This is a genomic window from Leisingera sp. S2M4 (genome assembly GCF_055398055.1).
Window position 1 is genome coordinate 2,690,132 of the sequence record NZ_AP040861.1, and the last position, 17,178, is coordinate 2,707,309.

The 17,178-nt window shown below is 65.4% G+C and carries 15 protein-coding genes; 9 read left to right on the plus strand and 6 right to left on the minus strand.

What is annotated here, in order from left to right; translation table 11 throughout:
- Positions 1-1,011: a GTP 3',8-cyclase MoaA gene (moaA, locus tag ACZ52D_RS13035; protein WP_464441583.1), complete on the minus strand. Its 1,011-nt coding sequence runs from the start codon at positions 1,009-1,011 to the stop codon at positions 1-3.
- A gap of 92 nt (positions 1,012-1,103) precedes the next feature.
- On the opposite strand from moaA, the gene ACZ52D_RS13040 reads away from it, so the two are divergent.
- Entirely contained in the window at positions 1,104-1,547 is a 444-nt protein-coding gene (locus ACZ52D_RS13040) for a hypothetical protein (RefSeq protein ID WP_464441584.1), read from the plus strand.
- A gap of 51 nt (positions 1,548-1,598) precedes the next feature.
- Here the strand turns inward: ACZ52D_RS13040 and ACZ52D_RS13045 are convergent, their stop codons facing one another.
- From ACZ52D_RS13045 to glmU, 3 genes are read right to left on the minus strand one after another with little or no spacing between them, the layout of a single operon-like run.
- Positions 1,599-2,291, minus strand: a complete 693-nt coding sequence (locus ACZ52D_RS13045; RefSeq protein WP_464441585.1) for a DNA alkylation repair protein — start codon at positions 2,289-2,291, stop codon at positions 1,599-1,601.
- Complete coding sequence (gene glmS, locus ACZ52D_RS13050; RefSeq protein WP_464441586.1) at positions 2,288-4,111, minus strand: glutamine--fructose-6-phosphate transaminase (isomerizing); 1,824 nt, start codon at positions 4,109-4,111, stop codon at positions 2,288-2,290. Before glmS ends, ACZ52D_RS13045 begins: the two co-directional genes overlap by 4 nt.
- The gene (glmU, locus tag ACZ52D_RS13055; protein WP_464441587.1) at positions 4,111-5,466 is read right to left on the minus strand and encodes a bifunctional UDP-N-acetylglucosamine diphosphorylase/glucosamine-1-phosphate N-acetyltransferase GlmU; all 1,356 of its coding nucleotides are present in this window, start codon (positions 5,464-5,466) and stop codon (positions 4,111-4,113) included. Before glmU ends, glmS begins: the two co-directional genes overlap by 1 nt.
- A 141-nt stretch (positions 5,467-5,607) precedes the next feature.
- Between glmU and ACZ52D_RS13060 the strand changes: the two genes are divergently transcribed.
- Complete coding sequence (locus ACZ52D_RS13060; protein ID WP_464441588.1) at positions 5,608-6,270, plus strand: HAD-IA family hydrolase; 663 nt, start codon at positions 5,608-5,610, stop codon at positions 6,268-6,270.
- 70 nt (positions 6,271-6,340) lie between these two features.
- Complete coding sequence (locus ACZ52D_RS13065) at positions 6,341-7,534, plus strand: DegT/DnrJ/EryC1/StrS family aminotransferase (protein WP_369926559.1); 1,194 nt, start codon at positions 6,341-6,343, stop codon at positions 7,532-7,534.
- On the opposite strand, the gene ACZ52D_RS13070 is transcribed toward ACZ52D_RS13065, so the two are convergent.
- Entirely contained in the window at positions 7,522-7,980 is a 459-nt protein-coding gene (locus tag ACZ52D_RS13070; protein ID WP_222453601.1) for a CreA family protein, read from the minus strand. The genes ACZ52D_RS13065 and ACZ52D_RS13070 overlap by 13 nt on opposite strands.
- A 192-nt stretch (positions 7,981-8,172) precedes the next feature.
- Between ACZ52D_RS13070 and ACZ52D_RS13075 the strand changes: the two genes are divergently transcribed.
- Both ACZ52D_RS13075 and ACZ52D_RS13080 read left to right on the plus strand, forming a co-directional pair.
- Positions 8,173-8,826, plus strand: a complete 654-nt coding sequence (locus tag ACZ52D_RS13075) for a DUF1236 domain-containing protein (RefSeq protein WP_222453600.1) — start codon at positions 8,173-8,175, stop codon at positions 8,824-8,826.
- A 166-nt stretch (positions 8,827-8,992) separates the two neighbouring features.
- Complete coding sequence (locus tag ACZ52D_RS13080; protein WP_222453599.1) at positions 8,993-10,153, plus strand: isovaleryl-CoA dehydrogenase; 1,161 nt, start codon at positions 8,993-8,995, stop codon at positions 10,151-10,153.
- A 108-nt stretch (positions 10,154-10,261) separates the two neighbouring features.
- Here ACZ52D_RS13080 and ACZ52D_RS13085 read toward each other — a convergent pair whose 3' ends face one another.
- Positions 10,262-10,864, minus strand: coding sequence for an OmpW/AlkL family protein (locus ACZ52D_RS13085; protein ID WP_417472528.1), 603 nt, complete (start codon positions 10,862-10,864; stop codon positions 10,262-10,264).
- 149 nt (positions 10,865-11,013) lie between these two features.
- Here ACZ52D_RS13085 and ACZ52D_RS13090 point away from each other — a divergent pair, with 149 nt between their 5' ends.
- From ACZ52D_RS13090 to ACZ52D_RS13105, 4 genes are all read left to right on the plus strand, one after another.
- Positions 11,014-12,534 carry an AMP-binding protein gene (locus ACZ52D_RS13090; RefSeq protein WP_464443138.1) on the plus strand — a complete coding sequence of 507 codons (1,521 nt, stop codon included), beginning with the start codon at positions 11,014-11,016 and terminating at the stop codon, positions 12,532-12,534.
- Between the two features lie 76 nt (positions 12,535-12,610).
- Complete coding sequence (locus ACZ52D_RS13095; RefSeq protein ID WP_464441589.1) at positions 12,611-14,215, plus strand: carboxyl transferase domain-containing protein; 1,605 nt, start codon at positions 12,611-12,613, stop codon at positions 14,213-14,215.
- A gap of 87 nt (positions 14,216-14,302) precedes the next feature.
- Positions 14,303-16,240 (plus strand): ATP-binding protein, encoded by a 1,938-nt coding sequence (locus tag ACZ52D_RS13100; RefSeq protein WP_464441590.1) that lies wholly within the window; start codon positions 14,303-14,305, stop codon positions 16,238-16,240.
- Positions 16,241-16,318: 78 nt separating this feature from the next.
- Positions 16,319-17,176, plus strand: a complete 858-nt coding sequence (locus ACZ52D_RS13105) for a hydroxymethylglutaryl-CoA lyase (RefSeq protein ID WP_464441591.1) — start codon at positions 16,319-16,321, stop codon at positions 17,174-17,176.
- Positions 17,177-17,178: the final 2 nt, after the last annotated feature.

The window sequence follows — 17,178 nt, forward strand, 5'->3', positions numbered from 1 at the left end:
TCAGCCGCCGGTGTGGCTCATGTGGCGGGTCATCTGGCCTGCAACCTCTTGCCGGGAGTAATCGAAGTCATGGCCGCGCGGCTTGTCGCCAATCGCTGCGCGGATCGCGGCCTCCAGGTGGCCGCTGCCTTCTGGATGGGCGCGCAGGGGCGCGCGAAGGTCGGCTTTGCCCTCCTGGCCGAGGCAGGTGTAGATCTCGCCGGTGCAGGTAACGCGCACCCGGTTGCAGCTTTCGCAGAAGTTATGCGACAGCGGCGTGATGAAGCCGATCTTTTGGCCGGTTTCCTCCAGCCGCACATAGCGCGCCGGGCCGCCGCTGCGTTCGGCGAGGTCGGTGACGGTGTAATGGCGCTCGTACTCGGCGCGCAGGTCCTTCAGCGACCAGTATTGGCCGATGCGCTCCATGGCGCCGATGTCCTCGCCCATGGGCATGACTTCGATCCAGGTCAGGTCCATGTCCCGTTCGGCGCACCAGCGGGTGATTTGCGGCAGCTCGGCCTCGTTGAAGCCTTTCAGCGCCACGGTGTTGATCTTGACCCTCAGCCCCGCCTTTTGCGCGGCATCGATGCCCTTCAGCACTTGCGGCAGGCGGCCCCAGCGGGTGACATCCGCGAATTTCTGCTCGTCCAGCGTGTCGAGCGAGATATTCACCCGGCGCACCCCGGCCGCATAGAGATCATCCGCGTATTTCGCCAGCTGCGAACCGTTGGTGGTCAGCGTCAGCTCCTTCAGGGCACCGCTGTCCAGATGGCGGCTCATCGCGTCGAAAAAGGTCATGATGCCCCGGCGCACCAGCGGCTCGCCTCCGGTGATGCGCAGCTTTTCCACCCCAAGCCGGATGAAGGTGGAACACAGCCGGTCCAGTTCCTCCAGCGTCAGCAGGTCCTTCTTGGGCAGAAAGGTCATGTTTTCCGACATGCAATAGACGCAGCGGAAATCGCAGCGGTCGGTAACCGAGACACGCAGGTAAGTGATTGCGCGGGCGAAGGGATCGATAAGCGGAGCTGTCATGTGTCTTAGGTAAAGGCGGCCACAGTCCGCGACAAGGGGGGCGTGATGTTTTGTGGCTGGCAAACTGTTTCGCACGAGGCTAGGGTCACCGCATGCGTATGACAGTTCTTTCCCTCGCGTCCATTTCCCTGCTGGCGGCTTGCAACAGCCCTCAGCTGAATTCTCAGATTTTGGGTGGTCAGGCATCTGTGCCTGTACAGGAAACCGGGCAATCGCCGGTTCTGGAACCGGCACCGGGTGTTGAGGTCGCAGAAGCTGCGCCACTGGCGCCCGATGCCCCCTCGTTCAGTGGCTCGGCCACGACCGTGGCTTCCCTCGGCGATCCTTCGGTGCCGGGGATGTGGATGGAGACACCGCTGGTTGCTACCGAGCAGCAGGCGCTGGTCCGGTCGGATCGGAACACGCAGGTGGTGGTGACGCTGAAGCCGCTGGCCGCTGGTGCCTCCGGCGGGAGCCGTCTGTCGATCGGCGCGATGCGGGCGCTTGGCCTGCCGCTGACCGAGGTCGTTGAACTGCAGGTTCTCCCGGCCGGGTAAGGCTGTTTGGTTCGGGGCGGGCCAGACCGTGGCCGGATCGCCCCGCCAAGGTCAGGCGTTTTTCAGATATTTGCCCGCTTCCTTGCGGGCAAAGCTTTTCATGGCGTCGCCATGTTCCGCCAGAAAGGCGCGCGTGCGGTCTGCATCATGCTTGCTGAGGTCGCGCAGCCACCAGGCCACGGCCTTCTGAATGAACCAGTCGCGGTCTGGCACGTAGGACGCGGCCCAGCCGAGGATACGCTCGCGCCGTTCCTGGTCCGCGGGTTTCAGATTGTTCATCTTGGCCCAGGGTAGGGTGGCGACCAGCGCCGCGCGGCGGGTCCACATGTGTTCAGACTGTGTCCAGTCTGCCACCGTGTCCAGCCGTTCGGGAGCTGCCACCAGCCGCTTGGAGATGGCAGAGCAGGCGTGATCGGCGATCGCCCAGCTGTCAAACTGCGGCACCCAGCCTTGCAGCAGGTTCCAGACTGCGCCGTCTTCCTTGATCCGCGCTTGCGTCAGCAGCTTGCCCGCGGCGATGCGGGCTTCGAAGATGTCGCTGTCCCACAGGGCGCGGGCCAGCTCTGCTCGCTCTGCGACGTCCAGAGCCTGCCGCCAGGATTTGGTCAGCTCGTTTATGGCAGGGTTCGGGACGCCCAGAACGTCCCGGGTCTGCTTGTGATAGGCGGTCATCTGCTCGGCCCGGCCGGGTTCGGCCAGCGCCTTCAGCTGATCCAGCGCATCCTGCAGTGTCGGTGCCGTCATTCCACGGTCACCGATTTGGCCAGGTTGCGCGGCTGGTCGACGTCGGTGCCCTTGGCCACCGCGGTGTGATAGGCCAGCAGCTGCGCCGGGATTGCATAGAGGATCGGGCTCAGCGCCTCCTTGACGGCAGGCATGCGGATCGCCTCCCAGACATCGTCACCCGCAGCCGCAAGGCCCGCCTGATCCGAGATCATCAGCACCTTGCCCTTGCGCGCCAGCACCTCCTGCATGTTGGAGACGGACTTGTCGAACAGGCTGTCATGGGGCGTCAGAACCACCACCGGCATGTTCTTGTCGATCAGCGCGATGGGGCCGTGTTTCAGTTCGCCGCTGGCATAGGCTTCGGCATGGATGTAGCTGATTTCCTTCAGCTTCAGCGCGCCTTCCAGCGCCAGCGGGAACATCAGCCCGCGGCCCAGGAACAACACGTCGCGGGCCTCGCTGACCTTCTGAGCGGCCTGGCGGATTGCCTCGTTCTGCTCCAGCGCCGATGACAGCACGTTGGGCAGGCCGCGGATGGCGCTGGCGTAATCGGCCATCTCATCTTCGGACAGATGTCCGCGATCGCAGGCCGCCTTCAGCGCCAGCGCCAGCAGCACGGTCAGCTGGCAGGTGAACGCCTTGGTCGAGGCGACGCCGATTTCCGGCCCGGCAAAGATCGGCAGCGCCAGATCGCTTTCGCGCGCGATCGAGCTTTCGGGGACGTTGACCACCGACAGGATGCGGTCGGCCTTCTCCCGGCAATAGCGCAGCGCCGCCAGCGTGTCGGCGGTTTCCCCGGACTGCGAGACGAACAGCGCCGCGGTCTTGGCCGGGATCGGCGGTTCGCGGTAGCGGAACTCGGAGGCGATATCGACCTCGACCGGCAGGCGGGCGATCTGCTCGAACCAGTATTTCGCGGTCAGACAGGCATAATAGGCCGTGCCGCAGGCGACCATGGTCAGCCGGTCCACCTGCGCAAAATCCACGCCGTCGCCGGGCAGGCGCACGGCGTCTTCCTCGACCGGCAGGTAGTGGCGGATGGCCTCGGCGATCACATGCGGCTGCTCGGCGATTTCCTTGGCCATGAAATGCTTGTGCCCGCCCTTGTCGACCTGGGTCGAGTCGATCTGGATGGTCTTTGTCTCGCGGTTGACCAGCGCGCCTTCGGCGTTGCGGATTTCCGCACCGGCGCGCGTGACCACGGCGCGGTCGCCTTCTTCCAGATAGGTGATCCGGTCGGTGAGAGGTGCCAGTGCGATCGCATCGGAACCGACGAACATCTCGCCGTCACCATGGCCGATGGCCAGTGGCGAGCCCTTGCGGGCGGCGACGATAAGATCTTCCTGACCCTCAAACAGAAACGCCAGCGCAAAGGCGCCTTCCAGCCGGTCCAGCGTCTTGAATGCGGCCTCGACGGGGGGCAGCCCCTGCTGCAGATGGCGTTCGGTCAGCAGGGCGACGGTTTCGGTGTCGGTCTCGGTGCGGAACTCCAGCCCGCAATCCAAAAGCTCGGCGCGCAGTTCCTTGTAGTTTTCGATGATGCCGTTGTGCACCACGGCCACCGCGCCCGCCCGGTGCGGATGGGCGTTGGCAATCGATGGTGCGCCGTGGGTGGCCCAGCGGGTGTGGCCGATGCCGGACTTGCCCGCCAGTGGCTCATGCACCAGCAGATCGGACAGGTTCACCAGCTTGCCCACCGCGCGGCGGCGCGCGAGGACGCCTGTGTTCACGGTGGCGATGCCCGCGCTGTCATAGCCGCGGTATTCCAGCCGCTTCAGCGCCTCGACCAGGATCGGGGCGGCCTCGTGATTGCCCAGTACGCCGACAATTCCGCACATCACTTGGCTCCCTTCAGCAGGCGGGCCTTCTTTGCGCGCAGCATGTCCATCAGCTTGCGCGCGCGGCCCGGTTTGTTGGTTTGTTCGGCGCGGGCAATGGCCAGGTCGCCGTCGTCAACATTCTTGGTGATCACCGCACCGGTCGCGGTCATCGCCTCGTTGCCGACCCGGACCGGCGCCACCAGCATGGTGTTCGATCCGATGAAGGCCCGGGCGCCGATCTCGGTGCGGTGCTTCATCACGCCGTCATAGTTGCAGGTAATCGTGCCTGCGCCAATATTCGTGGCTTCGCCCACCGAGGCATCGCCAATGTAACTAAGGTGGTTCACCTTGGCGCCTTCGGCAATCTCGGCGTTCTTGATTTCGACGAAATTGCCGATGTGGGTGTTCTCGGCCAGCTCGGCACCGGGGCGCAGGCGGGCATAGGGGCCGACCTTGGCGCCGCGGCTGACGTGGCAGCCTTCAAGATGCGAGAACGCCCGGATCAGCGCGCCGCTTTCCACCGTGACGCCGGGACCAAAGACCACGTTGGGCTCGATCACCGTGTCGCGGCCGATATGGGTGTCAAAGGCGAGATAGACGGTTTCGGGCGCCATCAGGGTGACGCCCAGCTCCAGCAGTTCTGCCCGCGCACGCGCCTGGAACACGGCATCCGCCTGCGCCAGATCGGCGCGGGAGTTGATGCCCAGCGTCTCGGCCTCGTCGCAGGCAACCGCGGTAACTGTCTTGCCCTTGGTGCGGGCCAGTTCCACCAGGTCGGTCAGGTAGTATTCGCCAGAGGCATTCTCGTTGCCGACCTCCGAAATCAGATCGAACATCACCGCCGCGTCGCAGGCCATCAGGCCGGAGTTGCAGAAGGTGATGGCGCGCTCGGCTTCGCTGGCGTCCTTGAATTCGACAATGCGCTCCAGGCTGTCACCGTCCATCACCAGGCGGCCATAGCGGGCGGGGTCGGCGGCCTCGAACCCGAGGATCACCAGATCGGCGCGCTGGCGGGCCTCGACCATGCGCTCCAGCGTCTCGGCGCTGACAAAGGGGGTGTCGCCGTAAAGCACCACGACATCGCCCGCGAAACCTTCCAGCGCGCTACGGGCCTGATCAACCGCATGGGCGGTGCCCAGCTGCTCTTCCTGCAGCACCACCTCGGCTTCCGGGTCGATCTCGGCAACGGTCTTGCGCACAGCTTCCGCGCCGTGCCCGGCGACGATGATCGTGCGCTCCGGCTCCAGCGCGCGGCCTGCGGCCATGGCGTGTTCCAGCATCGGCGCCTGGGCGATCGGGTGCAGGACTTTGGGAAGATCGGAGTTCATCCGCGTGCCTTTACCGGCCGCCAGGATGACAAGGGCAATGCTCATAATCGCTTTTCTCTTTGTCTTTTTAGCGCTCCCGTTTTATCCGCTGGGGGGCAGGGCGCAAGGGAGCGCGCCATCAAACTAGGTTGCGGGCTGCAACATCCGGCAGCGGAAACACGCCGAAACGGGCCGAGGAGGCGGGACATGCGGACGGTAATCTTTGATCTGGACGGGACCTTGGCGGATACCTCGGGCGATCTGCTGGCCGCGGCCAATGCCTGCTTTCGGCAAATGGGACTGGGGGATGTGCTGACCCATCCACAGGACGCAGGCGTTGCGTTGCGGGGAGGGCGCAATATGCTGAGCGTCGGCTTGCAGCGGGTGGGGCAGTTCAACTCCGCGACGGTGGACGAATTCTACCCGGTGCTGCTGGACGCCTACCGCGAGGCTATCTGCCTGCACACCCGGCTGTATCCCGGCGCGATGGAGGCGGTGGAAGCGTTGAAGTCTGCGGGCTTTGGTGTCGGCATCTGCACCAACAAGCCGGAGGCGCTGGCGGAGCAGCTGATGCGCGATCTCGGTGTGCGCGACGCCTTTGCCTCGTTGGTGGGGGCGGACACGCTTCCGGTGCGCAAGCCGGACCCGGAGCCGCTGTTCGAGGCGGCGCGGCGTGCGGGTGGTGACCCGGCGCGCACCTTGCTGGTTGGCGACAGTGACACCGACCGAAAGACGTCCGCCGCCGCGGGCGTGGCGTCGGTGCTGGTGACCTTCGGTCCCTCCGGCGATGACATGGCGGCCTTGGAGCCCGAGGCGTTGTTGCACGACTTTTCGGACCTCGTGGACGTTGTGTCGCGGCTGCTGCCCTGACACGGCGAACGGGGCGGCGATGGTGCGCTTGCCTCTTGACCCTTCGCCTGCTGCGGCCCAGAAACGCGGGATGAGCGAGATTTTTTCCGGGTCATTCACCCAGCAGGAACCTATCCCCGAAGACGCCATCGAAGCGGCGCTGGCGGTTTTGCGTCACGGTCGCTTGCACCGCTACAACGTGGCGGCGGGCGAGGTTGGCGAAGTGGCGCTGCTGGAGCAGGAATTCGCCGCGCAGATGGGGGCCAGGTATTGCCTGGCTGTGGCCTCGGGCGGCTATGCGCTGGCAACGGCCCTGCGCGCGGTGGGCGTCGGTCATTCCGACACCGTGCTGACCAATGCCTTCACGCTTGCGCCGGTGCCGGGGGCCATTGCCGCGGTCGGAGCCAGGCCCGTCTTCGTCGACGTCACCGAGAATTTGACCATCGACCTGGAGGATCTTGCGGCCAAAGCGGGGCAGGCGAAGGTGCTGATGCTGTCGCACATGCGTGGCCACCTCTGCGACATGGACCGGCTGATGGAAATCTGTGACGCCGCGGGCATCACCGTGATCGAGGATTGTGCTCACACCATGGGGGCGTCCTGGAACGGGGTGAAGTCCGGTCGTCATGGCGCCATCGGCTGCTATTCCTGCCAGACCTACAAGCACGTGAACGCGGGCGAGGGCGGCCTGCTGATCACGGATGATGAAGAGATCGCCGCCCGCGCCATCATGCTGTCGGGCTCCTACATGCTTTATGGTCGCCACCTGGCGGCGCCGGGGCCAGAGGTGTTTGAGCGGGTGAAATACGAAACCCCCAACATCTCGGGGCGGATGGACAACCTGCGGGCCGCCATCCTGCGGCCGCAGCTGCGCAATCTCGACGCGCAGGTGGCGCGCTGGAACGAACGTTACCGCAAGCTGGAGGATGGCCTGCGTGGCACGCCGGGGCTGACCGTCGTGGAGCGTCCCGCTGCCGAGGTCTACGTCGGCTCGTCCTTTCAGTTCCTGCTGCTGGACTGGGCCGAGGGGGCGGTGCAGGCGGTGCTGGACCGCTGCGCTGCCCGGGGGGTGGAGCTGAAGTGGTTCGGCGTGCCGGAGCCGGTTGCCTTCACGTCGCGCTATGACAGCTGGCGCTACACGCAGACGCCGCGCTTGCCGCAAAGCGACCGGATCCTTGCGGGCATCATCGACATGCGGGTGCCGTTGACTTTCAGCCTTGAAGACTGCGCCCAGATTGCCCGCATCATTCGCGCCGAGGTCTCCGCGGTCTATCAGTCAGGCTGATAGAGCGGCACGGTCGAGATGGACACCTTGGCCGACCCATCCGTCAGCTCGGCCGCGTGGGCGACATAGATCAGCGTCTGGTTGGCCTCGTCGTAGAGCCGTTTGACCCGCAGCGATTTCAGGATGATCGACCGCGACTGGCGAAACACGTCTTCGCCGTCCTCGCTGCGGTCGATGTCACCGAGGGTGATCGGCCCGGTCTGGCGGCAGGCCAGCGATGCGTTGGACGGATCCTCGAACCAGTTGCCTTTGGACAGTCGGTCCAGAAGGCCGCGTTCGAAATATGCGACGTGACAGGTGACGCCTTCGACCTTGGGATCGGCGATGGCTTCGATCACGATGTCATTCCCCACCCAGTCCACGCCGATCTTCCCGACCTCCTCGGCCAGAAGGGGCGGGCTGATCAGGCAGGCCGCGGCGGCCAGGGTGGTTCTCAGGTAACTCATGTGACGCTCCTCGGGGTTCGGGTTCTGTCGTGATAGCAGACATACGCGGCTGGCCGCAAAAAGGATCCCCTTTTGCACGGTCTTCCGCCGGGCGATGTCGATCGTTTGGAACCCTTGGGCTTTGGCGACGTTAGTGCTGCACAACGGCGCAATGAGGCGCCGGATACTGACGAGAACATCGAGGAGAACACCATGTTTACGCCGAAGCTCGCCATGACCGCATCTGCCCTGGCCCTGGTTGCAGCGCCCGTCTGGGCAAGCACCCAGGTGCAGGCTGTGACCGACCTGAACCTGCGCACCGGCCCTGGCCCGCAGTATGAGATCGCCAGCGTGATCGACGCAAAAGGCGCCGTTGATCTGCAGGGCTGCCTGGAAAAGTCGAACTGGTGCAAGGTGTCCTATGAGGGGACTGAAGGTTGGGCCTATGGCGAATATCTGACCGGCACCGTCACTGAAAAATTCATCCCGGTGGTTGCCAGTGACAGCCCGGTCACCGTGGGCACCGTGACCTATGATGCCGTCGGCGAGACCGACGAGGAAATGGGCGCGATTGGTGGTGCCATTGCCGGCGGTCTGGTGGCCGGTCCGGCCGGGGTTCTGGCCGGTGCACTGGCCGGTGCAGCCGCGGGTGAGGCAGCCGTCCCGGACGAGCGCGTCGTCACCTATGTGCGCACCCATGAGGTCGAGCCTGTCTACGTTCAGGGCGAGGTCGTGACGGGTGTTATCGTGCCGCAGGAAATCCAGCTGGCCGAAATCCCGGACTCTGACTACCGCTATGCCTACATCAACGGCGTGCCGGTGCTGGTGGAGACCGAAAATCGCACCGTGATCCACGTTGTGCGCTGATCGGCATGACATGTGACAGGAAGCGGGCGGCCCGATGGGCCGCCCGTTTTCTTTTGCACCGCATTCGCCCCCCCGGCGGGCCAACCCGATTGACGCGAATCGAGCGGTGCTCTATTGAATTGAACAACTGTTCATATAATGGCCGTACCTGCGGGAGGATATGCGGATGTTCAATGCAAGCATGACGTTTGATCTGGGTGAGGACGTGAACGCGCTGCGCGACATGGTGCACCGCTGGGCGCAGGACCGCATCAAGCCGATGGCGCAGGAAATCGACCAGAAGAACGAGTTCCCGGCCGAACTGTGGCGGGAGATGGGCGAGCTGGGTCTCCTCGGCATCACCGTGCCGGAGGAGTTCGGCGGCGCGGGCATGTCCTACCTGGCGCATACCGTCGCGGTCGAGGAAATCGCCCGGGCGAGCGCCTCGGTGTCGCTGTCCTACGGCGCGCATTCCAACCTGTGCGTCAACCAGATCAAGCTGAACGGCAACGCCGAGCAGAAGGCGAAATACCTGCCACGGCTGATCTCCGGCGAGCATGTCGGCGCGCTGGCGATGTCCGAGGCGGGTGCCGGTTCCGATGTGGTCTCAATGTCCCTGCGCGCCGAAAAGCGCAATGACCGCTTCGTGCTGAACGGCAACAAGTACTGGATCACCAACGGTCCCGATGCAGACACGCTGGTGGTCTACGCCAAAACCGATCCCGAAGCGGGCTCCAAGGGCATCACCGCCTTCCTTATTGAAAAGGAGATGAAGGGCTTCTCCACCTCCAAGCATTTCGACAAGCTGGGGATGCGCGGCTCCAACACGGCTGAACTGGTGTTCGAGGACGTTGAAGTGCCGTTCGAAAACATCCTCGGCGAAGAGGGCAAGGGCGTGCGCGTGCTGATGTCCGGCCTCGATTACGAGCGCGTGGTGCTCGCGGGGATCGGCACGGGCATCATGGCTGCCTGCATGGACGAGATGATGCCCTACATGAAAGAGCGCAAGCAGTTCGGTCAGCCGATCGGGAACTTCCAGCTGATGCAGGCCAAGATCGCCGACATGTACACCGCGATGAACACCGCCCGTGCCTATGTCTACGAAGTTGCCAAGGCCTGCGACAAGGGGACCGTCACCCGGCAGGATGCCGCGGCCTGCTGTCTGTATTCCTCCGAGGTTGCCATGACCCAGGCCCATCAGGCAGTGCAGGCCTTTGGCGGCGCGGGCTATCTGAACGACAACCCCGTCGGTCGCATCTTCCGCGATGCCAAGTTGATGGAGATCGGCGCCGGCACCTCGGAAATCCGCCGCATGCTGATCGGTCGCGAGCTGATGGGGACGATGTGACAGGCAGAAGCGTGACAGGCAAAAGCGCGCTGGCCTGAAGGCGAGGGGCGGGGAGGCCCGGCAGCCGGTTGTCGGCCGCCGGACCCTCGCACGCAGACTAAGGGGGGATTAGAAACGGTGCACGTAAGCGAGGTTCACCACGACCGGATCGATTTCCGCGGTGCCGATGGCGGCCCCGTTAAGCGTTGCGTCCGTGTCAATGTCCATCCAGCGGACGTTGAACCGCAGCGCGCCGCGCTCCGTGATCTGGTAGTCGGCGCCGGCGTTTACCGCGATCCCGAAGCTGTCGTCCAGCTTCAGATTGCCGAGCGCTGTCTCCTCCTCGAAGAAGGTGGTGTAGTTGAGGCCAAGCCCGAGGAACGGCTTCACTTTGCCCGCGGTCGGGAAGTGGTAGTTCACCGACAGGGTCGGCGGCAGCTGCCGCGCCGAGGCGGCAAAGGCGCCGTTCAGTTTGACGTCATGCTCGAACGGGCTGGCCGCGAGCAACTCGACCCCCCAGTTGTCGCGAAAGAAGTATTCCACGGTCAGAGACAGCGCCGTGCCGTCATCAATGTCCGCTGCCGCGCCCGCCAGCGTTCCGTTGCCCGACTTGGGGTTGACATTGGCAATACCGACGCCAACGGTCCAATCCCCCCGTTGTTGCGCCAGACCCGGCGCGGCCATGGCGGTCAGGGCGGAGGTCAAGGCCAAAGCGGAAACCAGTTGTTTCATGGGGTGTGTCCCTTTTCTTTCAGTTGTCGCCGCGTGTTAGGCGCCCCGTCGCCGCGCGGCTCTGATCTGGATCAAAAGGCTGCCCGTTTGAGCGTTGAAAAGTTTGAGAAATATCGCATGGCTGCCATGCGTTTCAGGAATGCATCATGATGAATGACCGACCGCATGTTCCGGGACTGACAAGGGATGGCGACTGGGATCTGCCGCCAGGGTTGAACATGGCGGCGCAATGCCTGTCGCACCCTGCGGAGGCGCTGGCGCTGATCGACATGACCGGCGGTGAACGGCGCGATATCTCCCATGGCGTGCTCGCCCTGATGGTCGATGGGATCGCGCGTTACCTGCTGACCCGTATTCAACCCGGCGACCGGGTGGGCGTATTGCTCAGCCAGTCGCCCTGGTGCGCCGCCGCCCATCTGGCGATCTGGAAGATCGGCGGGATCTCGGTGCCGCTGTTCAAGCTGTTCAAGCACGACGCGCTGGCATCGCGGGTGGGCGACGCAGGCGCGCGCCTCGTGCTGACAGATGGCGAGGGGGCCGAATTGCTGGGCACCTTGGCAGAGCCGGTGATGGCGGCCGAAGTTGGCCTGGACGGTGCGCCGGTGCCCTTTGCCGACACCACGCCCGAGACCCCGGCGATGTTGATCTACACGTCTGGCACCACCGGCAGCCCCAAGGGGGCGCTGCACGGCCACCGGATGCTGACCGGACACCTGCCGGGCGTCGCCATCAGCCATGACCACCTGGGGCAGCCGGGTGATGTGCTGTGGACCCCGGCGGACTGGGCCTGGATCGGTGGCTTGTTCGATGTCCTGATGCCGGGTCTCGCGCTGGGTGTGCCGGTGGTTTCCGCGCGGTTGGACAAGTTTACCCCGGAGGCCTGCGCGGAGCTGATCGAACGGGCAGGGGTGCGCAATATCTTTTTCCCACCCACCGCGCTCCGCATGCTGAAGGCGGCGGGGCAGGGGCTCAGCGGTTTGCGGTCCGTCGCGTCGGGCGGGGAGCCGCTCGGGGCCGAGATGCTGGCCTGGGGGCGGCGGCAGCTGGGCGTGACCATCAACGAATTCTACGGCCAGACCGAATGCAACATGACGGTGTCCTCCTGCGGCGCCGACTTCCCGGTGCGCCCCGGCTGCATCGGCAAGCCGGTGCCGGGCCACGTGGTCGAGGTGATCGACGAAGCGGGCCAGCCGACGACAGAAGAAGGCGACGTGGCAGTGCGGCGCGGCTCGGCCTCGATGATGATCGAATACTGGAACCGCCCCGAGGAGACCGCCGCCAAGTTCCGCGGCGACTGGCTGGTCACCGGCGACCGCGGCATCTGGGAGGACGGCTACCTGCGCTTTGTCGGTCGCGAGGATGACGTGATCACCTCGGGCGGCTACCGCATCGGCCCGGCCGAGATCGAGGACTGCCTGCTGACCCACTCGTCGGTGGCGACAGTGGGCGTGGTCGGCAAGCCCGACAGCTTACGGACCGAGATCGTCAAGGCCTACGTGGTGCTGAAGGACGGTGCCACCGCCTCGGAGCAAGACCTGCAGGACTACGTCAAGGACCGCCTCGCGCATTATTCCTACCCGCGGGAGGTCGAATTCCTTGATACGCTGCCGATGACCGTGACCGGTAAGGTGATCCGCAAGGAACTGAAGGCGCGGGCGGCGGCGGAATGAAACCGGCTGTCGCACACTCGGCGTTCGCTGCGCCAACCGGAACGAAAGATCTCAACCCTATGACGGGAGAGTGGACATGAAACTCACATCCAAGGCGATGCCCTCCTCGGACGGCTTCAAGCAGAACCGCGAGGCGCATCTGGACGCGCTCGCGCAGATCAGCGAGGCGGCCGAGGCCGCGCGCATGGGCGGCGGCGAGAAATCCCGCGCCCGGCACGAGAGCCGCGGCAAGATGCTGCCGCGCCGCCGGGTGGCGAACCTGCTGGACCCGGGCTCGCCCTTTCTTGAGATCGGCGCCACCGCGGCACATGGCATGTATGATGGCGCCGCCCCCTGCGCGGGTGTGATCGCGGGCATTGGCCGGGTGCACGGGCAGGAGGTCATGGTGGTCTGCAACGACGCCACCGTGAAAGGCGGCACCTATTTCCCGATGACGGTCAAGAAACACCTGCGCGCGCAGGAGATCGCCGAGGAAAACCGCCTGCCCTGCATCTACTTGGTCGACTCCGGCGGCGCCAACCTGCCGCAGCAGGACGAGGTCTTCCCTGACCGCGACCACTTCGGGCGCATCTTCTACAATCAGGCCCGCATGTCGGCCAAGGGCATCCCGCAGATTGCCGTGGTCATGGGTAGCTGCACCGCGGGCGGCGCCTATGTGCCTGCGATGTCGGATGTCACCATCATCGTGAAGGAGCAGGGCACCATCTTCCTCGCAGGTCCGCCGCTGGTGAAGGCCGCGACGGGCGAGGTGGTGAGCGCCGAGGACCTGGGCGGCGGCGACGTGCACACGCGGCTCTCGGGCGTGGCCGACTACTTGGCCGAAGATGACGCCCACGCGCTGGCGCTCGCCCGGCGCGCGGTCCAGTCGCTGAACATCACCAAGCCGCTCACCGTGAACTGGGCCAGCCCCGAGGAGCCGGCCTACGACCCCGAGGAGATCCTCGGCGTGGTGCCCGCGGACCTGCGCACGCCCTATGACATCCGAGAGGTGATCGCACGGCTTGTCGACGGCTCCCGCTTCGACGAGTTCAAGCCCCGCTTCGGCGAAACCCTGGTGACCGGCTTTGCCCACCTCAAGGGCTGCCCGATCGGCATCATCGCCAACAACGGCGTGCTGTTCTCGGAAGCCGCCCAGAAAGGCGCGCATTTCGTCGAGCTGTGCAGCCAGCGCAAGATCCCGCTGGTGTTCCTGCAGAACATCACCGGCTTCATGGTGGGCCGGAAGTACGAAAATGAGGGCATCGCCCGCCACGGCGCCAAGATGGTAACGGCGGTGGCAACGACCAACGTGCCCAAGATCACCATGCTGGTCGGCGGCTCCTTCGGCGCGGGCAACTACGGCATGTCGGGCCGCGCCTACCAGCCGCGCTTCCTGTGGACCTGGCCGAACTCCCGCATCTCGGTGATGGGCGGCGAGCAGGCGGCCGGCGTGCTGGCCACCGTCAAGCGTGACGCCATCGAACGCCAGGGCGGCAGCTGGAGCGCCGAGGAGGAAGCCGAGTTCAAGCGCCCCACCATCGAGATGTTCGAAAAGCAGAGCCATCCGCTCTACGCCTCGGCGCGTCTCTGGGACGACGGTATCATCGATCCGCGCAAATCCCGCGAGGTGCTGGCGCTCTCGCTGAGTGCGGCGCTCAATGCACCGATCGAAGACACCAGGTTCGGCGTCTTCCGGATGTAAGCCGCCGGGCTTTCATCTTTCGAAAAATACTCCGGGGGTCCGGGGGCAGCGCCCCCGGTCCAGAGCTCCAGACAAAGGACCAACCCCATGTTTGACAAAATCCTGATTGCCAATCGCGGAGAGATTGCCTGCCGCGTGATGGAAACCGCCCGTGCCATGGGGGTGCGGACCGTGGCCGTCTACTCCGACGCGGATGCCGCGTCCAAGCATGTCTCGCTGGCGGATGAAGCGGTGCACATCGGCGGCCCGGCCCCGGCGGACAGCTATCTGAAGGGGGACGTGATCATCCGGGTAGCGCAGGAGACAGGCGCTCAGGCGATTCACCCCGGGTATGGTTTCCTGTCGGAAAACCCCGATTTCGTCGAGGCCGTGGAGGCCGCGGGCCTCACCTTCATCGGGCCATCGGCGGATGCGATCCGCAAGATGGGGCTCAAGGATGCGGCCAAGGCGCTGATGGAAGAGGCCGGCGTGCCGGTTGTGCCGGGGTATCACGGCGCCAATCAGGATCCGGAGTTCCTCGCCGAGCAGGCCAAACAGATCGGCTACCCTGTGCTGATCAAGGCCGTGGCCGGCGGCGGCGGCAAGGGGATGCGGCTGGTTGAGAAAGCGCAGGACTTTGCCGATGCGCTCAAAAGCGCGCAAGGCGAGGCAACCACGGCCTTCGGCAACCCGGATGTGCTGATCGAGAAATACATCCAGCAGCCCCGCCACATCGAGGTTCAGGTCTTTGGCGATGGGACCCACGCGGTACATCTGTTCGAGCGTGACTGCTCGTTGCAGCGCCGCCACCAGAAGGTGATCGAGGAAGCCCCGGCGCCGGGCATGATGGACGAGATGCGCGCCGCCATGGGCGAGGCCGGCGTGCGCGCGGCCGAGGCCATCGGCTACAAGGGGGCCGGCACGGTGGAGTTCATCGTTGACGGCTCGGAAGGGCTGCGCCCCGATGGCTTCTGGTTCATGGAAATGAACACCCGCCTGCAGGTGGAACACCCGGTGACCGAGCTGATCACCGGCGTCGACCTGGTGGAATGGCAGTTGCGTGTCGCTTCGGGCGAAAGCCTGCCCGCGCGGCAGGAGGATCTGAAGATCACCGGCCATGCGTTCGAGGCGCGGCTGTATGCCGAGGACGTGCCCGCAGGCTTCCTGCCCGCAACTGGCACGCTGACCCATCTGTCGTTTCCGGCCGAGTGCCGGGCGGACAGTGGCGTGCGGGCCGGGGATACCATCAGCCCTTGGTACGATCCGATGATTTCCAAGGTGATCGTGCACGGCTCCACCCGAAAGGTGGCGTTGTCGCGGCTGGCGCGCGCGCTGGAGGACACCCAGGTCGGTGGCACCGTCACCAACCTTGCCTTCCTTGGCGCGCTGGCCAGTCATGAGGGGTTCGCGGCGGGCGAGGTGGATACCGGCTTGATCGCCCGCGATCTGGAGGCCTTGACCACGGCGCCCGAGGTCGAGCTGCGTCACAAGGCGGCGGCCGGGATGGTGGCGTTGGACCTGGTGGACGCCGCGGCGGAGACGGGGTTCACGCTCTGGGCACCGTTGCATCGGGCGGTGACACTGTCTCATGCGGGCGAAAGCTTTACCGCTGATGTGCAGGTCGACGGGCCGGACCGACAACTGTGGACGGTGGAGGGTGAAACGGTCGTGGCCGAACGCTCCCAGGGCCAGTGGCGCATCGGCGGGCAGCGCATGCCAGCGGTGTCGCGGTCGGCTGGCTTGATCACCGTACATGACGCCTATGGCCTCGAGTTCACCGTCATTGACCCGCTTGATCGCGATGCGGCCGCCGGGGGGGATCTGAACGTGATCGAAGCCCCGATGCCGGGCCTGGTGAAGGCGGTGTTCGCCGAAGCCGGGCAGCCGGTGAAGGAGGGGGATCGCCTGGCGGTGCTGGAGGCGATGAAGATGGAGCATTCCCTGCTGGCCCCGCGCGACGGCGTCGTTGCGGAGGTGCTTGCGGGTGCGGGCGACCAGGTCGAGGCCGGCGCTGCGCTGGTGCGGCTGCAAGACGAGAGCGATTGACCCCGGTCCGGGGCGGCGCGCCTGTCGCCCCGTTGCGGTTTGAGTATTTTTGGAAAGATGAAGGGGGAGGGGCGTTCCATGGCAGAGCACGTCGAGATTTTCGAGGTCGGTCCGCGCGATGGGTTGCAGAACGAGAAGCGCGAAATCCCGGTAGCGGAGAAAGTCGCGCTGACGGATTGTCTGAGCCGCGCGGGCTTTCGCCGGATTGAGGTGGCCAGTTTCGTCTCGCCCAAATGGGTGCCGCAGATGGCAGGCAGCGCGGAGGTGCTGGCGGGCATCACCCGCGCCCCCGGCGTGCGCTACGCGGCGCTGACGCCGAACATGCGCGGCTACGAGGACGCGGTGGCGGCGCGGGCCGACGAGATCGCGGTTTTCGCCTCCGCCTCCGAAGGGTTCTCCAAGGCCAATATCAACGCCAGCATCGAGGAGAGCATCACGCGCTTCCTGCCGATCCTCGAGGCGGCGAAACAGACCGGGTTGCCGGTGCGGGGCTATGTCTCCTGCGTGACCGACTGCCCCTACGATGGCGCGGTGCAGCCCGGCCAGGTGGCCAAGGTGGCGGCGCGGCTGTTTGAGCTTGGCTGCTACGAGGTCTCGCTCGGTGATACCATTGGCCAGGGCACGCCCGAAAGCATCACCGCGATGCTGCAGGCGGTCACGGCAGAGGTGTCGGCAGGTAAACTGGCGGGCCACTACCATGACACTGCGGGCCGCGCGCTGGACAATATCGAAGCCTCGCTGGCGCAGGGCGTGCGGGTGTTCGATGCGGCGGTGGGCGGGCTCGGCGGCTGCCCCTATGCGCCGGGGGCTGCGGGCAATGTCGCGACCGAGGCGGTGCATGCACGGCTGCTGGCGCTGGGTTATGAGACCGGGCTGGACGCTGATGTTTTGACTGAGGCCGCGGAGCTGGCGCGCGCGATGCGCAACCCCAAGTGAAA

Coding starts and splice junctions, on each gene's coding strand:
- ACZ52D_RS13065 (WP_369926559.1), top strand. CDS start 6,341: ATGAGCGAGATTTTTTCCGGGTCATTCACCCAGCAGGAACCTATCCCC.
- ACZ52D_RS13100 (WP_464441590.1), top strand. CDS start 14,303: ATGTTTGACAAAATCCTGATTGCCAATCGCGGAGAGATTGCCTGCCGC.
- glmS (WP_464441586.1), bottom strand. CDS start 4,111: ATGTGCGGAATTGTCGGCGTACTGGGCAATCACGAGGCCGCCCCGATC.
- ACZ52D_RS13080 (WP_222453599.1), top strand. CDS start 8,993: ATGTTCAATGCAAGCATGACGTTTGATCTGGGTGAGGACGTGAACGCG.
- ACZ52D_RS13075 (WP_222453600.1), top strand. CDS start 8,173: ATGTTTACGCCGAAGCTCGCCATGACCGCATCTGCCCTGGCCCTGGTT.
- ACZ52D_RS13095 (WP_464441589.1), top strand. CDS start 12,611: ATGAAACTCACATCCAAGGCGATGCCCTCCTCGGACGGCTTCAAGCAG.
- ACZ52D_RS13040 (WP_464441584.1), top strand. CDS start 1,104: ATGCGTATGACAGTTCTTTCCCTCGCGTCCATTTCCCTGCTGGCGGCT.
- glmU (WP_464441587.1), bottom strand. CDS start 5,466: ATGAGCATTGCCCTTGTCATCCTGGCGGCCGGTAAAGGCACGCGGATG.
- ACZ52D_RS13070 (WP_222453601.1), bottom strand. CDS start 7,980: ATGAGTTACCTGAGAACCACCCTGGCCGCCGCGGCCTGCCTGATCAGC.
- moaA (WP_464441583.1), bottom strand. CDS start 1,011: ATGACAGCTCCGCTTATCGATCCCTTCGCCCGCGCAATCACTTACCTG.
- ACZ52D_RS13060 (WP_464441588.1), top strand. CDS start 5,608: ATGCGGACGGTAATCTTTGATCTGGACGGGACCTTGGCGGATACCTCG.
- ACZ52D_RS13090 (WP_464443138.1), top strand. CDS start 11,014: ATGAATGACCGACCGCATGTTCCGGGACTGACAAGGGATGGCGACTGG.
- ACZ52D_RS13045 (WP_464441585.1), bottom strand. CDS start 2,291: ATGACGGCACCGACACTGCAGGATGCGCTGGATCAGCTGAAGGCGCTG.
- ACZ52D_RS13105 (WP_464441591.1), top strand. CDS start 16,319: ATGGCAGAGCACGTCGAGATTTTCGAGGTCGGTCCGCGCGATGGGTTG.
- ACZ52D_RS13085 (WP_417472528.1), bottom strand. CDS start 10,864: ATGAAACAACTGGTTTCCGCTTTGGCCTTGACCTCCGCCCTGACCGCC.